Genomic DNA, 20,226 nt, shown 5'->3' with positions numbered 1-20,226 from the left:
GGGTTAAGCAAAAACGGTTTTATACGCCTCTGCTGCGCCATCAATAAACATTTGGGTACCAATCACGGCTAGGATCAAACCCATCATTTTGGTGATCACATTCAGTGCACTTGGACCAACGGCTTTAACCAGCTTGTCGCCAAATAAAAACAGCACATAAGTGATCGCACACAATACGGCGAACGACGCAATTGTAATGATGGTTTGGTCGAACCCACCAACAGTAGCAAAGTTCATTGCGGTTGCGATCGTACCGGGCCCAGCCAAGATAGGCATTGCTAATGGCGAAACGGCAATGCTCAGTGCTGCTCGCTCTTGCTCTGGCGAATAAGCCTTTTCTTTGGTTTTTTGATGCGTTGATTCCCCCTGAAGCATATGGAAACCAATCAAAAACACCAAAATACCACCGGTAATACGCAGTGCGTATAACGTAATGCCGAACAAGTCGAAAATCACTTTACCTGCAACAGCAAACACAGCCACGATAACAAAGGCGATGAAAACAGAACGAAACGCAATTGATCGAACCGTTTGTTTATCTTCATCCGCCGTTAAGCTCAAAAAGATAGGGATATTGGCGATCGGGTTCATGATGGCAAAAAAGCCCATAAACACTGTGACCGTATGAAGTATCAGCTCTTTCATGTTCTCCACATTCGATAACCTATTGATTATTAAAAATCATTATATACCCAACTTTATAAATAACGTCACTTTATGTTCGCATCATTATCTATGATTGTTATCTGTTACCCACTAGCACGAACTTGAGAGCTCTATTGGTTTACGCCCAATAGAAATAGCGTTATGGTGAAGATTCAGCCAATACCAACAACAAGCCAAGGAAGTTGATTCATCATGAACAGTACGATTGAAACCATTCTCGGTCATCGCTCTATTCGTAAGTTCACCTCTGAGCCAATTGCAAGTGAGCAACTACAAACGATTCTCCAATCGGGGTTAGCTGCCTCTTCTTCGAGCATGCTGCAAGTCGTGTCGATCATTCGAGTAACAGATACAGAAAAGCGCAAACTGTTAGCGCAATACGCTGGCAATCAGACTTACGTTGAAAGTGCCGCAGAATTTTTGGTGTTTTGTATCGATTACCAGCGTCACGCCACTATCAACCCAGACGTTCAAGCCGACTTTACTGAATTGACTCTGATTGGTGCAGTGGACTCTGGCATCATGGCGCAAAACTGTTTACTTGCAGCCGAGTCTATGGGACTAGGTGGTATATACATTGGTGGGTTAAGGAACAGCGCCGCACAAGTGGATGAACTGCTCGGTTTACCCAAAAATAGCGCCATTCTGTTTGGTATGTGCTTGGGTCACCCAGATCAAAGTCCAGAAACAAAACCACGTCTGCCAGCACATGTGATTGTTCATGAGAACCAATACCAAGCACTTAACGTTGACGATGTACAAGCCTACGATAAAACCATGCAAGAATACTACACAAGCCGTACAAGTAATCAAAAACAGAGTGCATGGTCACAAGAAACCGCCGGAAAGCTAGCAGGAGAGTCTCGTCCTCACATCCTGCCTTATTTAAATAGCAAGGGGTTGGCTAAACGCTAATGAAATAGTTCTCTAATCAACTGAAAGATCAAAAAAGGCCTCGTATGAGGCCTTTAGCATTTCTGCACATATTATTTGAATAAAAATCCACTTTTGACACTACACCACCATCAACTTGTCAAAACCATAACAAATTAGTATTGACTAATGGAATACAACAAGATCTAAGTCACAATTTAAGATCAATTAAATAAATTCATTCCGTGAATTCACCAAATTTATAGCAATGTGTAATTTCTAGAAAAAAACGTTTTCGTGAGCCAATACGAAAATAAGAGCCAATTACCAAATAGTTTTATCAATCAAACACAGAACACTTCGCATAAAATAGAAAAATTGCATATATAACTGGATTTTCATTAATTTATCATCTATTGCCCCGCCAAAAAATTTCTTTAGAGTGCGCATCGCAATGTGCAACCCGTTTACTATTGAGCATTCTGTAAACCCGTTTACTATTGAGCATTCTGCAAATTAAACCTAGTAATAATGCCCTATTAAATTATGGCGCGTTGCTAAATAATGTTGCTATTAGCAACTCGCTCTTTACGTCAGATGAATGAAAACGCATGAATTTCAACTATACAAAGCTAGGTAGTTTACTCCTTTCCTCTGTACTTCTCGCCGGGTGTACAGTTCCGGGCAGTCACTTATCCACGGGTGGAAAACACATCGTTGAAGACAACAGCTCCAATACGGCGGCAGATTTTAACGTCTTTCCACTGACTCTTGATAAAGTCTCGCAGCTAAAAAGTTCAGATGTAGAGACCAAAGCCAACCCAAATCTTGACCTACAACTCGCGGCTTACGAGTATGAAGTAGGTCCTGGCGATATTCTAAATATCACTATTTGGGATCACCCTGAACTTACTATTCCAGCAGGCTCTTACCGTAGCTCTGAAGAAGCGGGTAACTGGGTGCATGCTGATGGCACAATTTTCTATCCATACATCGGTATTGTTGAAGTTGCGGGTAAAAATGTTCGCCAAATTCGTACCATTATTGCTAACAAATTGGCGAAGTACATTGAGAGCCCACAAGTAGATGTGAGTGTTGCGGCATTTCGTTCCAAGAAATCTTACATCACTGGCGAGGTTAACAAGCCTGGTCAACAACCTATCACCAATATCCCACTTACGCTTCTTGATGCAGTTAACCGCGCTGGCGGTCTAGCAGAAGATGCGGATTGGCGTAACGTCACACTGACACGCCAAGGCAAAGTCGAAAACATTTCTCTCTATGCGCTAATGCAAGAGGGTGACCTTACTGAAAACCGATTACTTCAACCTGGCGACATCGTACATGTGCCAAGAAATGACACCCAAAAAGTGTTTGTTATGGGTGAAGTTAACGATCCTAAGCTACTAAAAATGGATCGCGCAGGCATGAGCTTAACCGAGGCTCTAAGCAATGTTGGTGGTATCAACCAACTTTCTGCGGATGCAACTGGCGTTTTTGTCATCAGAAAATCTCAAGACAATCAAGCATTAGGCGACATTTATCAACTTGATGTCTCCGACGCTGCAGCGTTAGTAATTGGCACTGAGTTTGACCTAAAGCCTTATGACATTGTGTATGTTACCGCCGCACCGATCAGTCGTTGGAACCGTGTCATCGCACAGCTAGTACCAACAATTTCAGGATTCAATGAGCTTACAGAAGGTGTTCTACGCGTTAGAAACTGGCCGTAATTCGAGTGATCTGGAAAGGGCTTTATAAACAGAAGCTCTTTCCAATAGTGATAGATAAGGAACAATCTATGTTTTCAAACATTCTCGTCGTTTGCGTTGGTAACATTTGCCGCTCCCCAACAGCAGAACGAATGCTTCAACAACTGCTTCCTAATAAAACCATTGCGTCAGCTGGGATTGCAGTGGAAAAAAGTCGCTTGATAGGACGATCTGCAGATGAAACTGCAACGCTGATTGCATCAGAGAAAGGTTTATCTTTAGAAGACCACAAGGCTCAGCAGCTGACTGCACAACTATGCTCGAAGCAAGATCTCATCCTTGTGATGGAACAAGGGCATATTGATGCGCTGACTGAAATCGTTCCCGAAGCAAGAGGCAAAACCATGCTATTTGGACATTGGATGAACTCTGTCGACATTCCAGACCCATACAGACAGAGCAGAGAAGCATTCGACCATGCGTTCTCACTGATTGAAAAGTCCGCTCATGCATGGGCAAAAAAAATATAACTTCAGACTACTTGGCGAAACATAAAAATAATGGCTAACCACACTATAAGTTCATCTGCACCCACCGATGATGAAATCGATCTCGGTAAACTGTTTGGCATACTAATAGATGCGAAATGGTTCATCGTTGGCATTACACTTCTCTTTGCAACAATCGGTATTGCCGTTACGTTGCTATCGACACCAATTTACAAAGCTGATGCCCTAATTCAGATCGAACAGAAAAGCTCCGGCGGTATTTCGGCGATGGTCGGGGACATGGGCGACCTTTTTGCTGCTGAGTCTTCAGCAACGACTGAAATTGAGATCATCAAGTCACGTATGATCCTCGGTGATACCGTCGATAAGTTTAACCTAACAACAATTGCCACTTCGGAATACTTTCCTTTTTTTGGCAAAGGTTTGGCTCGAATCAATGGCACTCAAAATTACATTTCAGTATCAAGTTTCGAGATACCTCGCACCGCGCGAGGCTTCAAACACCACCTTGTAGTGAGCGATGCAGAGAACGGTACTTTTGATCTGATGATTGAAGATAAAATTGTGCTATCTGGCGTTGTTGGTCAAACGATCGAAATGAATGGCTACCACATCAAAGTACGTGAACTGGTTGCGCAAAACGAAGACAGTTTTTCAATCAGTAAAATTAGCAAGCTTGACGCGATCAACAGGCTCGCTTCACAACTGTCTATTTCAGAACGTGGTGCGAAAACAGGTATTGTGTCACTGAGTATTGAAGGCGAATACCCTGAGCGTAACCAACAAATCTTGAATGATGTCGTACAAAACTATTTCCTACAAAATGTGCGAAGAAACTCAGCAGAAGCAGAACAAAGCTTAAACTTCCTGAAAGATCACCTGCCAGAAATTAAAAATAAGCTTAACGGCTCAGAGGACATATTGAATCGTTTTAGACAAGAAAACGAATCGATCGACTTAAACCTTGAAGCACAATCAACACTCAAAGTGATGGTTGCTCTTGAAGCACAGCTAAATGAACTGACCTTTAAAGAGAGTGAAATCAGTCAGAAGTTCACTCAAGACCACCCAGCATACAAATCACTATTGGATAAACGTCAGACATTACTGCAAGAAAAAGCTCGTTTAAACCGACAAGTACAGAAGTTGCCGAAGACACAACGTGAAGTGTTACGTATGACACGTGACGTTGAAGTGAACCAACAGATCTACATCCAGCTTCTAAACAAAGTTCAAGAGTTGAACATTATTAAAGCAGGTACCGTTGGTAACGTACGTATTATCGATAGTGCGCAGTCTTACGCAATTCCAGTCAAACCTAAGAAGCCTCTAATTGTTGTTCTAGCAACGCTATTAGGCGGAATGGTAGCCGTAGCTTTCGTTCTAGTTAAAACTGCATTCCACCGCGGCGTCAATTCTCCAGATGAGATTGAACAAACTGGTATTTCTGTTTATGCCAGTGTGCCCAAATCTGTTCAACAACTAGAAGTAGCGAACAAACTTAAGCGTAAGAGCAATAAAGATTTACTGCTACTCGCAGAAGAGAACCCTGCAGATCTCTCGATTGAATCATTACGTGGACTTCGTACCAGCCTTCATTTTGCGATGATGGAAGCGAAAAACAACGTACTGATGATCTCTGGTCCAGCGCCTTCAATTGGTAAAACATTCGTATCGACAAACTTTGCAGCTGTAGCGGCGAAGACTGGTCAAAAGGTTCTGTTGGTCGATGCGGACATGCGTAAAGGTTACTTACAGCAATGTTTTGGTCTAACGGCTGATAACGGTCTTTCTGATTTCTTAAGCGGTAAGATTGGTCAAGAGACTGTGATCAAACAGACTAAAGTTGAGAACTTGGACGTTATTACTCGTGGTCAAGTACCACCAAACCCTTCTGAGCTTTTGATGCACCCACGATTTGCTGAGTTTGTAGAAAAAGCATCACAAGAGTATGATCTAGTGATCATCGATACACCGCCAGTATTAGCAGTGACTGATCCTAGTATCGTTGGTGCGATTGCAGGTACCACTCTTATGGTTGCTCGATTTGACCAAACGACATCGAAAGAACTAGAAGTCGCTCGTAGCCGATTTGAACAATCGGGTGTCGAAGTAAAAGGCGTCATTCTTAATGCAATAGAGAAGAAAGCCGCAAGCTCATACGGTTATGGTTATTACAACTACGCTTACAAAAGTGAATAATCTAACTCCCCGTTGAAATGAAAAGCCAAGCCCCGCAATTATCGCGGGGCTTTTTCAATAATTATCACACTATTAGAAATCTAAGCGGTCACCTTTAGTAATATCTTCTTCTTTTCAGTGACATCAATACCATGCCTCATTATTCTCACACTCATTATGTAAACAGTTGTAGTGCAAGTATTATGTCAGTTGCTTTAGATACCCAATCTCTGGTCGTGGAATACGACCCTCAATCTCTTGAATCTTTACGCCAAGCCCTAAGACACTATCGAGAAGCCCTCCTGAAAGAAAATGCCTTTGATAACTATCATTGTCATGTTCGCTTCCAAGCAAATAACGGGTGTGACGATCAAATTGGTTCATTGGTTGAAAATAAAATTACTCAAGAAGTGTTTGCTTACGTTGGCTACTCGTACAAAAGCGATATTCAACCAACTCAGTTATTAAACAGCACCTATTTGACCAGTGAAGGCGCGTTTTTTCTTCGAGCATGTCAACATCAAGCACTAGAGTCTGAATTAGAGAAAACGGCTAAATTGATTTGCCACCTCGCGAGACAATTTAATGACTCTAGTGAGATGTGGGTATCTGAAGAACAAGTATTTGGATTGTTACCACTTTTGATTGTAGGGCTCACCTTCCCTCGATTGGCTTTTTATCTTGGCGGTTACACCATCCCATATTGGGACAGTGAGCACGCTCCCCACGTGAGTTTGCATTGGGGGTTCTGACAAACCATTTGGGTTTTACCCACGATACACTGAAAGCATTTTGCTACTGCGATAACAGTACTGCTCGAGGATACATGTTTGATGATTCTAAACATGAGAGTGCAAGCGACCTAACGACTCATAGCCAAGTCACTGGATTACTTAAAATCTTCCGCGAAAAGCCACACGAGTTCGAAGTATTTCGATCTTTAATGAAGCAACGCTTTGCTGATCAAGACTACCTACAATATACAGATGACTCTCGCTACTATGTTGAACGCCCAGTAGACCGATTCATCTATTCCATCATGTCGCCCATTCATGGCATTGATATCGATGATCATGAAGTAGATTACCACGCGGTGATGATGAGCAACTTTATTGACTCATCAGCAGAACAAGCAGCGGTGGCACTTACCAGTGAGATCGAAGCATATCTGGGTCGTCCAATTGTTCCACCCAAAGTCATCGAAAATGAAGACGACTACTACAGTGATCACTACTATTATCGAGGCACTGGTATTGCGCAATGGAAGTCATTCATTACCGAAGGTTTTGATGAAGGGAAAACAATTTGGCATTACATCGAGAGTGGGGAAGATGCACAAGTCCTAGATGTGATTGAACCGTGTAACATTCAAATCGCTGCGAGAAAAGGTAACTTCGATATCTCCGAGAAATTCGAATATTACCTCGGCCGCTATGACTCTTATCACGAAGAGATGATGACCATTGCCGGTGACATCTTATACGATTGGCACAATGAAGACTTGGATGACGCAGCGATAGCGGCAAACAATCAAAAGATCTTGCGCTTGTTTGACGTATTACATTGTTGGAACAACAAAGCGTCTTTTCATGCCGATGTGGCTCATGGACTTGTCCACGACTTTGAGCTCATAAGTGATGAGGATTTCACCCAACGTTATAACGGTGATTGGAAGGCGCAATTTCTAAACTATGTCAAAGAATGTGGTGCATACCGAGACAATATTCGCCAGAAAGAGACCCAGCTTGCCCATGAGTTATTGAACAAACATCGTGAAGAGGCAACTGATCTTCTCGAACAATTGGCTGACGCGTTTGATGACGAGTTTAGCTTAGCCAGTCAACTGGCCTTCTGTGCTGGCATGCTTTACCACGATACAAAGCACGGTATCAACGACAGGGCAACAGAAGCATTTGAGGGCAAACTTGCCTCAAGCCTAAAGTCAGAGCTTCTTCTCGCTTTGAGTGAAAACAGTCGATTCCATTGTATTGAGACTGCCGAGAAACGTTGGCGATACGTTCCTCTCACTGAGGAAGAGGAGTCCCAAGCAAAACAAGATTGGAAAATCGTCGATGCATTTCTAAGCAATGAAAGCGATGATTTCGATGTCACGCTAAGATCTTTTAAAGGCAATATCGAACAACTCAGTGACAGCAGACAAATCAACAAAAATCAGCCTTACTATGAGTTTCTGCGTGACTTTGACGACAAAGCCCAGAAGCTATTAGTTGCAGCTCATGTTTGGGGCTCACTACAAAATACTCCTGAGCAAATCTATTGCCATCGCTTACTTTTACTCTGGTTGACATCAGCTCCGGCGAAAGTCACTCGCATGCTGTCTTATTTTTATTGCGATCGTTATGGAGAGTTAAGCGATCAATCACACTAATTTGTCGATGACTTAGAATACCATTCAGAGATCGATAAACTGACTGGGCGCTTGGAATTACTATTGTCTCAAATCGATCGCAGAGACGATGATGAAATCAGTTTGATGGACATGTATTTCGATCAGTTCGAAGCGCAGCAACAAACAGAACAAAACAAACAGTTCGTTCGATCAGCACTAAAAAAACTCCGTCCGGATGCTGAACTGAGCTTCTTCGCGCTGCTGGAGCGACGAAGACCAAATATCAAAACCAGTTACTACGATGAAGCGCTCTTAGACTCTATTCGCTACACCGTAAGTGAACAAATGGGACGTCGTAACCCCAATGGTTACGCCATCACCAAAGAGCAATACAAAACAGTAGAGTGGATCACTGCTCAGATCGATCAAACGACATCGCTAAACTCAGAGCAGTTAAAAAAATTACTGGATACACTAAAAACTAACTTCATCAGTGATTTTGATACCAGTTACGGAATTCCTGGTATTGATGAACTGTATTGGAAAGCCTCACCGCACATCCAAGATAACCTCTTGCGATTATTTGCTCTTAATCCTAGTCTGGGATTGAAGCAACTTGAGAGTGAACGAGTGCTTTCTCTACCTGAATTATGTCAACAACTGTATGAACGCGATGCGCAACTGATCGTCTTACTCAAGTATGCAATTAAGCAGCATTGGGTCGATGCGATGCCTTGGTTTGCCAAACAAACCGATCTAAAGCGCTATACAGACCAGTTGGAGATAAGCCAACTACTTAAGCTGATTGAGTTGGTCGCTAACCTCCCAGAGTTCACAACGCTCATCAGTGAATATGCGCAGCACCCATCATTGAAAGTCCAGCAGCTTGTTGCCGATATACAAGCTGGAAAATATCGTCATGCTGCGCTTTCTCCTTTTGAGTTGCTCGATTGGGGCATTTACCATATTCCAGAAGATGATGACCCAAGCGAATTAATAAAACAAACCACTCTAGTTCGTGCGGAAGATCAACGTTGTTTTGGACTTCGTATCGGCTACTTCCCTGAAGGTGACGACGAGGACGGTTATGAACCTGAAGTCGCCCTGACAGTTCGCATCGATCACCCATACAGAGCTTCAATTGGAGGTTACTCACATGAATATGAGTCTTCGATCCAGCTGAATCACTCCAACTGTTTGACTTGGAACCTAGGCGAAAAAAGTTCTAACTCAACCGGCGTCTATCGATATCGAATTTATCATCCAAATGGCGACTTGCTTGCGGACAAAGTGTTCCATGTCGTCGATGATAGCCCTAGGCAAATGGCGCTACTGGAAGAAGCTCAACAAAAAGCACCATTTGAAAGCTCTCATATTGGTTCGATCTGCCTTAATCAGGGGCTTCTCGATTTTGTGGATGCGAAAACGAAGCCGTACGGAATGATCTTTGGTTGTAAGTTGCCAGAAAAGCCGATGCCCGTTCACTGTCATACAAAAGACAACCAATTGGAAATCGCTGAAATACACGTCACTCCTGCCGAGCCGACACAGTGGTTCTATGCTTCAAACCCAACCTACGCTTTTATGGAACAGCGCGTGAAAAGCCGAGTGCTTCTCGTTGGTAGTACAAACACCATAACGGAGACTCAATCAAAAAAATCGCTATGGAAAAATGCGGTCAAACAGAGCTCCCCCGTAGCACTCATTCAACCAGATGAAACAAAAGCCAACAATGTTGCTGCAATTTATCTCGATAAGTGTGGAGCGAAGGTGTTTTATGGTTTTGATGAGAAAGACAACTTATGTCGTATCGCGGTAACGAACGTTAAATATGGTTTGGCTCGGCGCTTCTTCATCCGTGTCATGAACCGTATTGCGAAAAAGATAATGAAAGATGGTGGCGAGTTTATGCCTCATTAACAATGAAGCCCCGTGCGTATCACGGGGCTTCTTATCAGCTTGGAAACTTGAACTTTTATGTGAGTTCAAAGGCAGTTTTGCTTGTTTATATGATTCTAAGTTGCGAACCCCATTTCGATTACATACCATTGAAACAGCTCAAGCCTAAAGCACCCAACACTCGCGGAAAGAACTCGGTTCATGGCAACTCAACTTCCCTGCTTTCGTTAGCAGGAACAATCTGTTTTTACCTACTTTTAAACTTCTAATAAGGCGAGTGTGGAAGAGATAAGAAAGGTGAAAAATGCAATCTCACAATAGCTTCTCTATTAATCTTAACCAGCAAAAGACTGTCGCGAAAAAGCGTCTAAAAACGATCCGCCAAAATGATGCCAACGCACTTGAGCAGGTTAGACTGTTTCATTCCCAACCAGAAAACCTTACGCCAGAGTCTATCCAACTTGCAGATGTTCAACACGCCCTAGCTAGAGAGCTTGGCTTACCCAGTTGGAGCAAGTTAAAAGCACATGTTGAAGAGCTAGAAAGTCACAAACTCGCCATCAACAATCAAGAAAACCCGCTGGATATAGAATTAAGAACACTGCATGTCCGTTGTGGGCACGACATTCAGCAACAATTAAAGACATGTGGGTTTAAAGGTGACTTCTTACCCATGATTGATCCGTTGTGCATCGGCCCCATTCCAAACGATGAAAAGGCTTTTATCGCAATCCGTGCACAATATGTCGTTGATACGTTATTACCCGTGATGGGACGAAAAGACTCGGTGCAAGACATCGCCCAATTAGAGCAGAGCAACATCCATACCCTGCTTGATGAGCAGTATGAGCGCATCGTGTTTTGGGTTGAACATGATGCCTACGATCAATTCATGCTACTTCGAGGGCTATCTCTGCTAGATAACACCGAAGGTAAAGTCATTGAAATCATCGAGTTCAACCAGTTTCCGGGAACCGAGCGGTTTATTGGCTTTGGGCAACTTCCCGCAGAGGCGATTCGATCGTGTTGGCAGTATCGAAAGCCTGTGACGGCCAAGTTGTTCAGCCAAGCTAAACTCTGCTGGAATGCCTTACTCTCTCCAACACCCCAGCCACTCGTTAACTTGCTAGAGCATCATAAACTGGATTGTTTACCGAACATCAAGGCAGTCATCACTCGACACCTTCAAGAACTGCCACACTCAGAGTCAGGGTTGAGCTTCACACAACATTTGGCTTTGCAGATATTGAACGAGCAAAACGAACCAATCAAAGTGAAAGATTGGTTTCAGAAGCACCAACAACGAGAACCACTTCCTACTCTCGGTGACGTGATGTTTTATGCTTTGATGTTGCCACTGGCACAAGCAGACAATCCACTGATCACTGTTGATTCATTGGATAAGAATTGGTGGGAGCAAGAAGTCAGTATAAGCTCGCGAGGCAAAGCTTGTTTGATTGGGAAAGGTGCTTTCATTCAGGACTACTGGAGCGGAGGGATCCACAACCACGCACAAAACCGCTGGATATGGAATCACACCCAGCTTCCTACCTTACGCCACTTATCTATTAATTAGATGAGAGTGATGACAAGCTAGTAACGGTAGCCATCTAGAAACAGCGTAAGGATATCTTCGACGATTTTCTTACGCTGCTCGACGCTTGGCACCGCTTGATTAGCAACCAACTGAGGCCACAAGCAGTTTCCTTTTAACAAGCACATCAGCATGCCGCTCATCATTGCAGGGTCGAGCGCTTTAACCTTGGTATCTGCAATAGCCTCTGCAAACCAATTCTCCAGCAATTCGTCTTGGCGTTGAAGTTGATGCAAATAGTTCTCTGCCAGTTCTGGGGTACGCATAAACTCACTGATCACCATTTTGGCCAGTGGTAGGCCAAAATCTTCATACATCGAATCTAATTTGGCTTGCAAATAGGTTCTAAGCTGAGTTTCGACGTTAACGTCTGATGCATACTTGAGTTGCAAGCGCGCACGCTGAGCTTCGAGCACACTTTGAATCGACTCAATAAACAGTACATCTTTGCTTTCAAAATGACGATATAAGGTGCGCTTTGATGTCCCAGCTCTTTCACATACCCTGTCCATATTGGCGCCGCTAAAGCCATGCTCAATAAACTCCTGCTGAGCCGCTTCAATCAGCGCTATGCGTTTTTTTTCTGAAAGCTTCATCGTTCTTGATTCACCAACCTCATGTAAGTGGATGCGGAGTATAGCGCACAAGAATCAAAAGTACACTTTGAAGTTTACTTTTTTGAATTTAGGAGTAACATGCGCTCGCCGAAGTTAAGAAGCTGCTTTAAAACCACAACAAATCGATTGCTCTTAACTCAAGCTGTGGCGCTTTTTCTCTATGAAAAAGCAATGATTTTTACGTTGCGGTCATCTATGTCCATGCCAGAATAACTTTTAGGCAAGCTCATGATCGTTGCGACTAATGAAGTGATTTATGAAACTACCTTCTTTGCTTGTTGCTGCTTCTTGTCTATTCACCGGTGTCGCGAATGCAGACTCCATCTCTCTACCTATTTGGAAAGAGAAAGCAGAAGCGCTTGGCTACGATCTTCCGAAACCCTTTGGTTTAAACCTCAGCTACATGAGTATGGAACAAGGCATCAACGTTGATTCTATCGCCTTAAGTGGCGTGCATGGTTTAGAAAAGTTGCTGAAGATGGAAGCTGGTGCGGGAAAGCAAGCAACCGACGTCATGACCTTACGTGGTGATGTTTGGTTGTTCCCATTCCTCAACGTGTATGGATTGGTAGGCACCTTAGATGGCTACTCAGAAACCAACGTAAAAGTAAGCCTTCTTGGTCAATCTATTGGTGAGTTCCCATTTCGACTTGATTTAGATGGCTATACCTATGGTGGTGGTTTCGTCCTTGCTGGCGGCTACGATCAATTCTTCGCTCTTGTTGATGCAAGTTACACTCAAACGAATTTGAATGTCATTGATGGTGCGATTGATGCCATTGTGGTCTCTCCACGCGTCGGTTATGACTTCCATAAAAACGGCATCCCTTTGCGTTTCTGGGTTGGCGCCATGTACCAAAACGTTGAGCAGGAACTGTCTGGCACTTTAAAGCAAGCCGGCATTAACCTGTCAGGCCGCTTTGATGTGAAACAGCACTTGGAGTCTGAGTGGAACACCATCGCGGGTATGCAATATCAAATCAATGAAGATTGGTATCTTTTGGGCGAAGCGGGCTTTGGTGATCGCGAAAGCATCTTCTTCTCTTTAGACCGCCGTTTCTAAGGCAAAGATAAGATGAAAGCCTCTTATACCTTGATGGTCGCGACCCTGCTTTTGGCACCTAGCAGTTTTGCGATGCAGCAAGACGACAGTAGCCTGGTGGATGACATCCTAACCAAACTGGGCTATAGCGAAACCGTGGATGAGTCGAAATTGATCGACTGGGGCCTCTTACCGGGACCATTCGTCAATCCAGAGCAAGGATTTGGCATCGGCGTTGCCGCGGTGGGCTTGTATACCCCTTATGACTGGCAGAAAGGCGACCCGTACTCAACCGTCACCGTCACATCTTACGGTTCAACTTCTGGCTCTTACGGCTTAGGGTTAAACAACCGCACCTATTTGAAGGGTGACAAAGTACGTCTACTTGGTGAAGCGTGGATCAGCCATACTCCCGGATACTATTGGGGTATCGGCAGCCAAGCTGCTGAAAACGATAGTAATAAAGTGCAATACGAAGGCCAACGGTTACAGCTGAGCCCAAAAGTCGCCGTAGAAATTGCGCCAAATACTTACGCTAAACTCGGCTGGCAGTGGCAATCATTCAACAAAGTAGACGGTGTAGATGGCGATATTCTTCCTTCAGAAGTTACCAATGCCACCAGCAGCGGCGTGTTACTTGGGATGGAATACGATACGCGCGATTTCGAGCCAAACCCAATGCAAGGGCAGTTTCTCGATATCGAATGGATAGCCAACCGCGATTCACTCGGTAGCGATGAAGATTACGACAACCTAGTTGCCAACTATCGCCTTTACCAACAATGGTCTGACACGACGATTGTTGCAATGGAGGTATCTTCACAATCGATTTTCGGTGACGCCCCTTGGTTTGATTACGCCCAGCTGGGTGATGACCAGCGCATGCGTGGTTACTACCAAGGTCGATATCGCGATAAACATCAGCTTTCAACGCAAGTAGAGATCCGCCATACCATTACTGGCCGCCATGGTGTGGTTGGTTGGCTAGGCGCCGGCAATATCGCACCAACTTATCACGACTTATTTGAAAGTAGCTGGCTACCGACTGTCGGAGTTGGCTATCGATTTGCCTTTAAGGCACGTATTAACGTGCGCGTCGATTTAGGCGTAGGCAAAGACAGTACCGGTTTTTATTTCCAAATTAATGAAGCATTCTAGGAGTAGGGTTTGAAGAAAGCAGCACTATTACTACTAAGCCTTTGTAGTGGGTTTGTCCAAGCACAAGAATTGAAAGCACCAGTGGGTGTCAGGCCGTGTTGTGCATTTGGTGTCGATCTCAAAGCGCAATTAGGAAGTGTGCCTGTTCCTTTCTTCTCTCTCGAGAATGTCTTATCCAGTAACGAAGTGGGTACTCACCACTATAATGATGGCAGTGAGTCAGTTTCTGGCAGCTTGCTGGGCTTAAATGAAGAAGCTAACGGTATTATCTTTACCGAACTGGGCGGCTTTATTGATACGGCTCACGTTCGCGATACCGCCGATTACACCTATTATTTGTTCACTCTCAACCAACATTACCTCGGCCGCGCAGCGCATCTTGACTTACCTGAAGAACTTCGTGTTCGTCGTATTCGTTGGTACGAACAAAAAGAGAAGCTCAGCGAAGAGGAAAAGCTCGATCGCAGTGCTCAGGCTGCAGCGCTAACCGCGTTTCGTCTTGCTCAATGGCATGAGATTGCGCAATGGTTCGGTATGGTATCGGTGAGTGGCTTTAAAGAACTGGCGTCCGCCTTTTCATCTGAAGATCTGTACTCCAACATGCTTGGAGCAAAGTTAGCCAAGCAAGTCCTGCTGGACAACCCTGAACTCGATCAAAAAGGCTTTTCGAAAGCAATGGACTGCGCTTTTAAACAAGCACTTAAGGATCTCAAAGCCCAGTCCAAAGCGATTACTAAAGAGAAAATTCAGGAGCTTGATGGAAATTGGTGGGACAGCTCAAGACGCCTACCGGATAAGTGGGTGGTTCGATTCCGAGATTACCATATGGCATTGAATTTAACACCCAACTACCCTACTGCGAGCCATGAACTTTCACTATCTGCAACCTTTGCAAACCAGCAGCCGATCGACCAATGGATGAGCGTTGAGTTTAGAGCAAACGACAAGGAAAATGCCTTCTCTGAGCTACCTAAATCATTGACCTCAAAATCAATTTGGACACCTGAAGATTACCAACAGATTTCAGATTTCGCTCGTTCTGTCGACAACAAGACACGCCCACCACTCAAATAAAGACTCATTATATAAAATGAATAGGTACTGCCTAGTTATGCACTAGGCACTTAAAACCACTCTTTTATGCATGCAGTTTCCCACCGTTTGAGAATGTAAGAAATCTTTTCTATCGGTTGTAAATTCGATAAATTTGTTAAATGGCAAACTTTTTACCCATCCATATAGTTATCATTTGGTTAAAATTCTATTTTTTAAAGTGATTAGCTTCACATCTATTAACCATTTAGACGATTATTCTTTCGTATTTTCACACTCCACTGCTAATCTGCTCGCCGCCTTGAAGTGAACTCAAGGTGCATAACTATAAGGAGTGTTCTCATGAATACCAAGAAACCGATGTCGCTCACCAGCCGCGTAATTTTGGGTATGGTAGCGGGTATCTTGACAGGATTTGCAATTCGCACACTTTTCGCCGACAACGGATTTGTCGACGCATACATTGTTAATGGATTATTCGAAGTTGGTGGACAGATCTTCGTTGCCAGCTTAAAAATGCTTGTAGTACCACTGGTGTTCGTTTCACTAGTTTGTGGTACAAGCTCTCTAAAAGACCTATCAACATTAGGTCGCATGGGTGGTAAAACCCTTGCTTTCTACGTAGCAACGACTGCTATCGCAATCACACTTGCTCTAACCATGGGTACGCTATTCCAGCCGGGCGCTGGTGCAGACCTAACCGCAGCAAGTTCATTCAAATCAGCAGAAGCGCCATCTTTGGGTCAAGTGATCATTGATATGTTCCCGACTAACCCAATCAGCGCAATGGCAGAAGGTAAAACTCTGCAAGTGATCGTGTTCGCTGTACTATTCGGTATCGCAATCAGTGCAGCTGGTAAGCCTGGTGAGCGTATCGCCGCTTTCTTCTCTGATCTGAATGAAGTGATCATGAAATTGGTTGCGATTCTGATGAACCTAGCGCCTTACGGTGTGTTCTTCCTAATGGCGAAGCTGTTTACAGGTCTTGGTCTAAGCGCAATCTTCAACCTTGCTGAATACTTTGTTGTACTGGCAGGTACGCTATTGCTGCACGGTCTGGTGACTTACAGCTTGATGCTAAAAGGCTTCACTGGTCTAAACCCAATTACGTTCCTACGTAAGATGGAAGACGCCATCATGTTTGCTTTCTCTACAGCATCATCGAACGCGACCATTCCAGTGACAATGGAGACAGCTAAGCACCGCATGGGTGTTGAGAACCGCGTATCATCGTTCACAGTGCCACTAGGCGCAACCGTGAACATGGACGGCACGGCGATCATGCAAGGTGTGGCGACAGCGTTCATCGCACAGGCATTCAACATCGACCTAACTATGGGTGACTACCTAATGGTTATCATGACGGCAACATTGGCGTCTATCGGTACCGCAGGCGTTCCTGGTGTTGGTCTAGTAATGTTGGCAATGGTATTGAACCAAGTAGGTCTGCCACTAGAGGGCATTGCACTTATCATGGGTGTTGACCGTCTACTTGATATGATTCGTACCGCAGTTAACATCACCGGTGACAGCGCAGTGACGATCATTGTTGCTAAATCGGAAGGTGCATTGGATGAAGCTCGCTTCAATGATCCAATGGCCGGCGTAGCCGAAGAAGAAGTGCACCTGAAACGTGCTGACGCCTAAATCGTTCTACGATTAAACTATCCTGTCTAAATGAAAGCCCCGATGGAAACGTCGGGGCTTTTGTTTTATCTGCAATCTAAAGAATAGGTCATAGCAGCCTTACTCCGTCATCGAACTCAGCTTTTCTCTCGCTTGTGCTTCATGCTCGTCGGTAATGGCATTGCCGACAGAATTCGCCGCTAGGGTAAGTGCTGCCATGTCATCGGTAAAGCCGACACCAGCGAGTACGTCTGGCACCATATCTGTTGGTAGGACGAAGTAAGCCAGCGCGCCACCTAAGATAGCCTTGTGGCGAACAGAGGTATTGGAATCTGCCATCGCAAGCCAAGATTTGATGCCCATAACAGCAATCTCTTCGCCTGCTTTCTTGATGGAGTTTTTCATTTTACGCCAGAAGGTTTTCTCATCTGGTGCTTGCATCGTTTGGTCTAAGACGTCATCGGACGCCGAATTTACAGACATGCTTGTGGTCATCGTGCCTCCTAAACTTATGACTGTGGCATAGATATTAAGACGATGAACCTGAACGTAGGATTAATAGCGAGTAATGATAATGAAGAAAGGAAGCCAATTGGCTAGATAAAAAATCCCCAAACCGAAGTCCGGGGATTATTGCCTTGGAAGCAAAAAGTCTTAGGAATCAGAAGTTTTGAAACCAAAAGCTTTACGAACCGAGCTTTAGAAGCAGAATGCCTTATTGAGCAATCTTCTCCAGGACACGCATCAGCATTTTGATACGTGGTTCGATAGACTCAAGCAACAAGTACTCTTGGTCACTGTGGAAACCCGCACCAATAGGCCCTAGACCATCCAAAGTTGGAACACCAAGAATGGCCGTGTTGTTTGCATCAGAGCCACCACCCACTTCTTTCCAGTTGATGTCGATCGCCAGTTCACTTGCGGCTTCTTCAACTAATGTCATCAGGCTTTCCGTTTGAGCACTTGGCACCATAGAAGGCTTATACGCTTCACGAACCAACTCAATGCTCACGCCATCAACGAATGGTGTTTCCAGCATGCCATTTAGCTTGCTGTCGACATCATCGTATTCTTCATTGCTCCAGAAACGCACATCCACGATCGCTTCAGCATGCTCCGGGACAATGTTCGCACCGTGACCACCAGAGACAATACCGACGTTCAACGTGGTACCAGATTCAAAGTTGGTCATTGCATTGACTGCTAGAATCCAATTCGCCATCTCAGTGATTGCGCTACTACCATTTTCTGGCTCGTTACCTGCGTGAGCAGCAACGCCATTAAAGGTCATTTTGTAGCGAGCCATGCCTTTGCGCGCTTTAACTAAACCGCCGTCTGCACGTGCCGCTTCTGCAACCAGAACATTCTTTGCGTTTTTCGCAACTGATTGAATCCAATCCACAGAATCCAGAGAGCCCGTCTCTTCATCTGGGTTCATACAGATAGCGATAGACAGCTTATCCAACAGCGCTTGGTCTAGATTGCGCATCGCGTATACGATGTTCAGCAAGCCAGATTTCATGTCCGAGACACCGGGACCGTAGGCTTTCTCTGCATCTTGAGACATTGGACGAAGCTCAGCTGTACCCACAGGGAACACGGTATCCATGTGACCAATTAGCATCACGTCGATTTGCTCAGCTTCCGGCTTATTTCGAACTTCAAGACCGATGCCCGCTCTGCCACAGTCGATGCGTTTTACGCTCCAACCTGACATCGCTTGGTACTTCTCTTCAAATTGAGAAGCGATGAACTCGATACCATCAGTAGTGTAAGTGCAACAATCCACATTAATCAGCGGACGTAGCTCTTCTAGATATTCATTTAGAGAGAATTGCATGACTCACTCCTAGACAAACAGATTCATCACCAGCATTGCGCGAAACGCGTTCAATACTGAGATTGCAATCATAACTGGGATGTAACGACCTTCAGTACCGATTGGACCCATAATACGACCCATGTACTGAACTTGAGAACCCATTAGGTAGATAGCAGGCGCTAGAATCGCAATGTGCGTGCCGTTCAGGATGCCTTGGTCAAACAGCGTGATCACTACGCCAACCGCACCGCCCATCGACATCCAAGCACCGATCAATACCGCTGCCGCTTCACCCGGAAGACCAAACACCGCCATAATTGGAGAGAACACAGTGCCCATCAGATCCAGCGCGCCAGTGATTTGCAGCGCTTTGATGATAACGAACGCCATCAATACGTTAGGAACCGTAGAGGTCGTTGCAATCACCCAACCTTTCTTAGCACCTTCGACGAAGATATCCGTCACCATTGGTTTTTTCGCTTTAACGTCACCCATTATGCCGTCTCCTCTTTTAGGTTCTCTGATTTGTTTTGGTCTTGCTTGTCTTCTTTCCCTTCCGTCATGTTTAGGTAGATACGGAATAGGTTCGCGCCGATTATCTTAAATGCGAACATCACCACAACCGCCAAACCAATAGAAGACGTTACCGCTAGAGAGCCGTCAGCCATCGTCAGCGTGAACAACACAGCACCCGATGAGAAGAAGTTCACGATGGTTGCACCCGCAGTGAACTGGAACATGGTAAATACATCCGTTTCACGCTTAGTTAGGTGACCTTCATCTTTTAGCTGACGCGTCATTGCTGCACCCGCATCGGTACTTTGTAGAGAAGCAATCAGAGCCAGACCAGAGTTACCAGGGATGCCCATTAGAGGACGTAGAAGAGGAGTAAGAAGCTTACGAGCTGCTTCAAGTGCACCGTAGTGCTCAAGTACGTTGATCATACCTAATGCGAACATAACGGTTGGAATCAAAGTAAGAGCGAAAATGAAACCGTCACGAGCACCGCTACCACCAGTACCGCGGAAAGATGTGGTCGCAGCTTGTACCGCGCCATCTGCACCTTCCGCTACGCCGTAAGCCACTTTACCGAAAGAACCATTAAGCGTTGTAAAGTCGAATGT

The 20,226-nt window shown here is 44.7% G+C and carries 18 protein-coding genes; 12 read left to right on the top strand and 6 right to left on the bottom strand.

Annotated elements, in window-relative coordinates:
* Positions 1-3: 3 nt before the first annotated feature.
* The gene (locus KIV40_RS06090) at positions 4-645 is read right to left on the bottom strand and encodes a MarC family protein (RefSeq protein ID WP_285348265.1); all 642 of its coding nucleotides are present in this window, start codon (positions 643-645) and stop codon (positions 4-6) included.
* 213 nt (positions 646-858) lie between these two features.
* Between KIV40_RS06090 and nfsA the strand changes: the two genes are divergently transcribed.
* From nfsA to KIV40_RS06050, 8 genes are all read left to right on the top strand, one after another.
* Positions 859-1,581, top strand: a complete 723-nt coding sequence (nfsA, locus tag KIV40_RS06085; protein ID WP_285348263.1) for an oxygen-insensitive NADPH nitroreductase — start codon at positions 859-861, stop codon at positions 1,579-1,581.
* A 569-nt stretch (positions 1,582-2,150) separates the two neighbouring features.
* A complete protein-coding gene (locus KIV40_RS06080; RefSeq protein ID WP_012130064.1) occupies positions 2,151-3,272 on the top strand; it encodes a polysaccharide export protein in 1,122 nt (373 codons plus the stop codon).
* A 68-nt stretch (positions 3,273-3,340) separates the two neighbouring features.
* Positions 3,341-3,781, top strand: a complete 441-nt coding sequence (locus KIV40_RS06075; RefSeq protein WP_021018098.1) for a phosphotyrosine protein phosphatase — start codon at positions 3,341-3,343, stop codon at positions 3,779-3,781.
* 30 nt (positions 3,782-3,811) lie between these two features.
* Positions 3,812-5,962, top strand: coding sequence for a polysaccharide biosynthesis tyrosine autokinase (locus tag KIV40_RS06070; RefSeq protein WP_285348259.1), 2,151 nt, complete (start codon positions 3,812-3,814; stop codon positions 5,960-5,962).
* 182 nt (positions 5,963-6,144) lie between these two features.
* Positions 6,145-6,693, top strand: coding sequence for a hypothetical protein (locus KIV40_RS06065; RefSeq protein WP_285348257.1), 549 nt, complete (start codon positions 6,145-6,147; stop codon positions 6,691-6,693).
* Between the two features lie 74 nt (positions 6,694-6,767).
* Positions 6,768-8,330 (top strand): hypothetical protein, encoded by a 1,563-nt coding sequence (locus KIV40_RS06060; RefSeq protein ID WP_285348255.1) that lies wholly within the window; start codon positions 6,768-6,770, stop codon positions 8,328-8,330.
* Between the two features lie 63 nt (positions 8,331-8,393).
* Positions 8,394-10,211: a hypothetical protein gene (locus KIV40_RS06055; protein ID WP_285348253.1), complete on the top strand. Its 1,818-nt coding sequence runs from the start codon at positions 8,394-8,396 to the stop codon at positions 10,209-10,211.
* Positions 10,212-10,494: 283 nt separating this feature from the next.
* Positions 10,495-11,766, top strand: coding sequence for a DUF1835 domain-containing protein (locus KIV40_RS06050; protein WP_285348252.1), 1,272 nt, complete (start codon positions 10,495-10,497; stop codon positions 11,764-11,766).
* Between the two features lie 17 nt (positions 11,767-11,783).
* Here the strand turns inward: KIV40_RS06050 and KIV40_RS06045 are convergent, their stop codons facing one another.
* A complete protein-coding gene (locus KIV40_RS06045) occupies positions 11,784-12,380 on the bottom strand; it encodes a TetR/AcrR family transcriptional regulator (RefSeq protein WP_012130071.1) in 597 nt (198 codons plus the stop codon).
* Positions 12,381-12,657: 277 nt separating this feature from the next.
* On the opposite strand from KIV40_RS06045, the gene KIV40_RS06040 reads away from it, so the two are divergent.
* The 4 genes from KIV40_RS06040 (at position 12,658) to KIV40_RS06025 (ending at position 17,301) form a co-directional block, all read left to right on the top strand.
* Positions 12,658-13,464: a hypothetical protein gene (locus KIV40_RS06040; protein WP_012130073.1), complete on the top strand. Its 807-nt coding sequence runs from the start codon at positions 12,658-12,660 to the stop codon at positions 13,462-13,464.
* 12 nt (positions 13,465-13,476) lie between these two features.
* Complete coding sequence (locus tag KIV40_RS06035) at positions 13,477-14,601, top strand: BamA/TamA family outer membrane protein (protein WP_285348249.1); 1,125 nt, start codon at positions 13,477-13,479, stop codon at positions 14,599-14,601.
* A 9-nt stretch (positions 14,602-14,610) separates the two neighbouring features.
* On the top strand, positions 14,611-15,675 hold the full coding sequence (locus KIV40_RS06030; RefSeq protein WP_285348247.1) for a DUF4056 domain-containing protein: 1,065 nt from the start codon (positions 14,611-14,613) through the stop codon (positions 15,673-15,675).
* 321 nt (positions 15,676-15,996) lie between these two features.
* Positions 15,997-17,301 (top strand): dicarboxylate/amino acid:cation symporter, encoded by a 1,305-nt coding sequence (locus KIV40_RS06025; protein ID WP_005429278.1) that lies wholly within the window; start codon positions 15,997-15,999, stop codon positions 17,299-17,301.
* Between the two features lie 99 nt (positions 17,302-17,400).
* Here the strand turns inward: KIV40_RS06025 and KIV40_RS06020 are convergent, their stop codons facing one another.
* From KIV40_RS06020 to KIV40_RS06005, 4 genes are all read right to left on the bottom strand, one after another.
* Positions 17,401-17,775 (bottom strand): YkvA family protein, encoded by a 375-nt coding sequence (locus tag KIV40_RS06020; RefSeq protein ID WP_021018331.1) that lies wholly within the window; start codon positions 17,773-17,775, stop codon positions 17,401-17,403.
* Between the two features lie 220 nt (positions 17,776-17,995).
* Complete coding sequence (locus tag KIV40_RS06015; protein WP_285348246.1) at positions 17,996-19,120, bottom strand: M20 family metallopeptidase; 1,125 nt, start codon at positions 19,118-19,120, stop codon at positions 17,996-17,998.
* A gap of 9 nt (positions 19,121-19,129) precedes the next feature.
* Positions 19,130-19,597, bottom strand: coding sequence for a YjiG family protein (locus tag KIV40_RS06010; protein WP_285348244.1), 468 nt, complete (start codon positions 19,595-19,597; stop codon positions 19,130-19,132).
* Positions 19,597-20,226, bottom strand: a 630-nt coding sequence (locus KIV40_RS06005) for a nucleoside recognition domain-containing protein (protein ID WP_285348242.1), incomplete at its 5' end; no start/stop codon positions are given. The genes KIV40_RS06010 and KIV40_RS06005, both read right to left, overlap by 1 nt.

It is taken from the genome of Vibrio sp. D173a, assembly GCF_030248475.1.
This window is presented reverse-complemented; position numbering and strand designations above follow the sequence as displayed.

Bases quoted from the DNA above. Each gene is read 5' to 3' on its own strand.
- KIV40_RS06090 (WP_285348265.1), bottom strand. From the start codon at position 645: ATGAAAGAGCTGATACTTCATACGGTCACAGTGTTTATGGGCTTTTTT.
- nfsA (WP_285348263.1), top strand. From the start codon at position 859: ATGAACAGTACGATTGAAACCATTCTCGGTCATCGCTCTATTCGTAAG.
- KIV40_RS06080 (WP_012130064.1), top strand. From the start codon at position 2,151: ATGAATTTCAACTATACAAAGCTAGGTAGTTTACTCCTTTCCTCTGTA.
- KIV40_RS06075 (WP_021018098.1), top strand. From the start codon at position 3,341: ATGTTTTCAAACATTCTCGTCGTTTGCGTTGGTAACATTTGCCGCTCC.
- KIV40_RS06070 (WP_285348259.1), top strand. From the start codon at position 3,812: ATGGCTAACCACACTATAAGTTCATCTGCACCCACCGATGATGAAATC.
- KIV40_RS06065 (WP_285348257.1), top strand. From the start codon at position 6,145: ATGTCAGTTGCTTTAGATACCCAATCTCTGGTCGTGGAATACGACCCT.
- KIV40_RS06060 (WP_285348255.1), top strand. From the start codon at position 6,768: ATGTTTGATGATTCTAAACATGAGAGTGCAAGCGACCTAACGACTCAT.
- KIV40_RS06050 (WP_285348252.1), top strand. From the start codon at position 10,495: ATGCAATCTCACAATAGCTTCTCTATTAATCTTAACCAGCAAAAGACT.
- KIV40_RS06045 (WP_012130071.1), bottom strand. From the start codon at position 12,380: ATGAAGCTTTCAGAAAAAAAACGCATAGCGCTGATTGAAGCGGCTCAG.
- KIV40_RS06040 (WP_012130073.1), top strand. From the start codon at position 12,658: ATGAAACTACCTTCTTTGCTTGTTGCTGCTTCTTGTCTATTCACCGGT.
- KIV40_RS06035 (WP_285348249.1), top strand. From the start codon at position 13,477: ATGAAAGCCTCTTATACCTTGATGGTCGCGACCCTGCTTTTGGCACCT.
- KIV40_RS06025 (WP_005429278.1), top strand. From the start codon at position 15,997: ATGAATACCAAGAAACCGATGTCGCTCACCAGCCGCGTAATTTTGGGT.
- KIV40_RS06020 (WP_021018331.1), bottom strand. From the start codon at position 17,775: ATGACCACAAGCATGTCTGTAAATTCGGCGTCCGATGACGTCTTAGAC.
- KIV40_RS06015 (WP_285348246.1), bottom strand. From the start codon at position 19,120: ATGCAATTCTCTCTAAATGAATATCTAGAAGAGCTACGTCCGCTGATT.
- KIV40_RS06010 (WP_285348244.1), bottom strand. From the start codon at position 19,597: ATGGGTGACGTTAAAGCGAAAAAACCAATGGTGACGGATATCTTCGTC.